The organism is Alkalibaculum bacchi, from assembly GCF_937875145.1.
GTDB classification, from domain to species: domain Bacteria; phylum Bacillota; class Clostridia; order Eubacteriales; family Alkalibacteraceae; genus Alkalibaculum; species Alkalibaculum bacchi_A.
In genome coordinates this window covers 1-2940 of sequence record NZ_CALNCS010000134.1, presented here as the reverse complement: position 1 = coordinate 2940, position 2940 = coordinate 1, and the positions used below count along the sequence as shown (strand labels likewise).

General features: G+C 43.5%; 4 protein-coding genes and 1 pseudogene. 3 read left to right on the top strand and 2 right to left on the bottom strand.

Translation table 11 applies throughout. From position 1 onward, the window contains the following. The first annotated feature begins 47 nt into the window (after positions 1 to 47). The 3 genes and pseudogenes from Q7P22_RS08330 to Q7P22_RS14960 all read left to right on the top strand — a co-directional run. The gene (locus Q7P22_RS08330; RefSeq protein WP_303863026.1) at positions 48 to 215 is read left to right on the top strand and encodes a hypothetical protein; all 168 of its coding nucleotides are present in this window, start codon (positions 48 to 50) and stop codon (positions 213 to 215) included. A gap of 660 nt (positions 216 to 875) precedes the next feature. Beyond that, positions 876 to 1151, top strand: a complete 276-nt coding sequence (locus Q7P22_RS08325; protein WP_303863023.1) for a type II toxin-antitoxin system RelB/DinJ family antitoxin — start codon at positions 876 to 878, stop codon at positions 1149 to 1151. A 131-nt stretch (positions 1152 to 1282) separates the two neighbouring features. Continuing rightward, positions 1283 to 1447, top strand: a pseudogene (locus Q7P22_RS14960) (type II toxin-antitoxin system YafQ family toxin); the annotation flags it as partial. Between the two features lie 337 nt (positions 1448 to 1784). Here the strand turns inward: Q7P22_RS14960 and Q7P22_RS08315 are convergent. Next, the gene (locus Q7P22_RS08315; protein ID WP_303863020.1) at positions 1785 to 1976 is read right to left on the bottom strand and encodes a hypothetical protein; all 192 of its coding nucleotides are present in this window, start codon (positions 1974 to 1976) and stop codon (positions 1785 to 1787) included. Between the two features lie 409 nt (positions 1977 to 2385). After that, positions 2386 to 2940 (bottom strand): hypothetical protein (locus Q7P22_RS08310; RefSeq protein ID WP_303863018.1); only part of this gene is annotated, 555 nt, incomplete at its 5' end.

Below are 2940 nucleotides of genomic sequence, written 5' to 3'. Positions count from 1 at the left end.
TGACGCAGGCAGAACTTTCAAAGAGATCCCATGTTTCTCTACGTTCAATCCAACAATATGAGCAAAGGAAAAAAGATATAAATAGAGCTCAGGCTCACTCAATTTATGCGCTTTCTCAAGTGCTCGACTGTCAGATGGAAGAACTCCTTGAGGTTGATGATATAGATCCCGCCGAAGTTCCCCATGCTCATTTTGTTCCTCAGCAACTCTCATAGCTACGATGCAAGCATCTACGACATCTTGTCTCATCTACTAGATTTATGGACCTTATCAGTGAACATGAGATCATGAGATTGTGGGTCACTGGTAAAAATCTAGCTGTCTGTCATTTGTAAGACAAGAAAAAAGCCAAAGCGGTTACTCTACTGCGGTACGAGTAAATCATTTTTAGCACAAGCCTTTAGTTGCTGTATTAAAACCACCAGATACGTTTGCACTTGAAGAAGAGCAAGGAGGCCATGCCAACATACATTCCTTCTTCTTCTCAGTGCACACTTCATAAAATGAGACTTCCAGCAAACCAGATGGTGTGTTATCTACGTTTGCAGAGATTAAGAAGAATTTTAATTCTTATTTTGATAATTTTGGCAAAATAGCTCTTTTCAGTGTCACGTCGGATAGACAGATCTTCTGAAGCTTATAGCGTTATCTCCGAAGTAACTCGGCTTGCCATATAAGCTCTATACGTACAGGCAATGACAAACAGATGAGCCTAGCCGGCAAACAAAAGAACTGTCTTCCAGCAAGATTTCAGAAGGTATTGAAACGGACCGCATAATTAACTTAATTCTCAAAATTAGAAGCTATTGGATTGATATAGCAACGCATTACACATACATTATAGGTGCAATAGATTACAAAAGGGGTTGATTGATATGGCAAATACGACTAGCTTTAGTGTCCGTATAGACAGTAACATCAAAAAGCAGAGTGAAGAGCTTTATAACGAACTCGGTACGAACCTTACAACGGCTATCAACATCTTTTTGAGACAATCACTTCGGTCTGGCGATTTTCCGTTCGCTGTAACACTCAATACGCCGAATGCCGTCACTCTTGCTGCTATACAGGAAGCAGAACGTCTTATAAAAGATTCTAACGTAAAACGCTACAGTGACGTAGAGGAAGCACTACAGGAATTAAAAAAATGAGATTGAATATCATTTGGACATCTCAGTTTAAAAAAGACTATAAGCTGGCAATGAAGTGTAGCTTATAGATGGATACACTGGACACCATCATCTGTTAGCTCACCATCATCTGTTAGCTTTCCGGAGGACAGTCTCTGCCAGAGAAGAAGTGCGACCACCTCTTAACAGAAAATTGGATAAGTTACAGGGAGTGCCATATCCAAAGTGACTGGTTGGCTGTATATCGAGTTGGGAACGATCTTCCGGCTTTGACACGTGCCCGCAACGGCTCACATAGCGATTTGTTTACTCAATGAAATGCTATGCGAAATAGCCAACATTGGTGTGGGAGGAGCTATGGTCTAGCATACCTTCACATTATCGGTTGTATTCTTACCTTCAATCTCTAGAGACTGCGGTCGAATTCATCATGTTTTTTCAAAGACATCAAATGACCTGCGAGAAACCATTCACATTTTACATTATACATCAACTTATAATAGGCAACATTTAATACTAGAAGATATTACATTGGCACTAGTTGTGCGAGCTTATTACTATTAGCATTTTTTTCATACATTAATTCTTCACATACTTTTATGATATTATCTAACGCAAAAGCCCCCGGCCCCGGCCTAAGCCGAGAGGTTATCTCTACTCGATCGTTCCGCCGCCGAGGTATACCCGGCAGATGTGTGCCACGTTATCCCACTCCATCCGGGCCGCCCCGACATGCGCGTAGCACCACTCCTTGAGCGTCCGCTTTGAGCGGAAGTCGAAGATTCCCGCCGGTCGTCCGTCATCTATGCCGTAATCGTAGACCTTGAGCATCCATACCTCAGACATGGCTAGGCCTCCATCGAGGTTATGGACAGCTTTAACGACGAGTCAGGCAAGATCAATTCCAACACTGACCAATATCTAATATTTCAAGTCGTTCTTCGTGAGAAGCTCGTGGGTAAAGAATCGCCTAGTACGATCTACTTATTTTCTCATCTGATCCTAGATAACTTGATCAAGTTTATGAGAACTCGTTTGCTTAATGAAACGCTTATCCTGTTATAGACCACATCTAATGCATGCCTTTATTGTGCCATATACGATGCACGATCTTGCTGGATAGATGGAAGACTACGTTGCTGTATACAAGGTATGGCAACGCTTTAGACTTGCTCTTTATGTACTCTCAGACATCGACAAAAGGGAGCACGGCTACTGCCACCTTGATAGAGGTGAGATTAACCCTACCCTTAAATCACCCTTTTCGGAGAGAAAGCTGCATGCGTGCGATCGCTAAGGCTATCAGATAGGCCCCGCCAACGATCGCGACAACCCATCCAACTGAAGCCCATACGGATTGGTCGTAGACTTTGAGAAACGGATAGGGTCCAGACACGACCCTAATAAGGTTGAGAAAAATCAGAAGAGCCGCATAAAGCGTCGTCGGAATGATTGCTAACCTCGCGTCTGCGAGCCCAGAGGCTCCCCTCGGATCAACAAGTAGCGAGGAGAGGATAGCAAGGATAGGACACAAGAGATGAAAGTAAAGCATAGATCCTGACAAGAACATCATGGCATAGCCATTTTGACCCGAAAGAGGAGCTAAAACGAAAGCTACTACCAAGAAAGTAAGCGTAAGACAACAGACTGAAATGTACCTCAGCTTGATAACCCACGTAGGCACAAGACGTCCGGTGATTGCCTGCCGTGCTAAGAAGCAGGCGTAGAAAACGCAGGCTACCAACGAGAAGATATTGCTGTCTTCAGTATAGAAAACAAAGAGTCCCGCTCCATGGGTCTGGACGCTAAG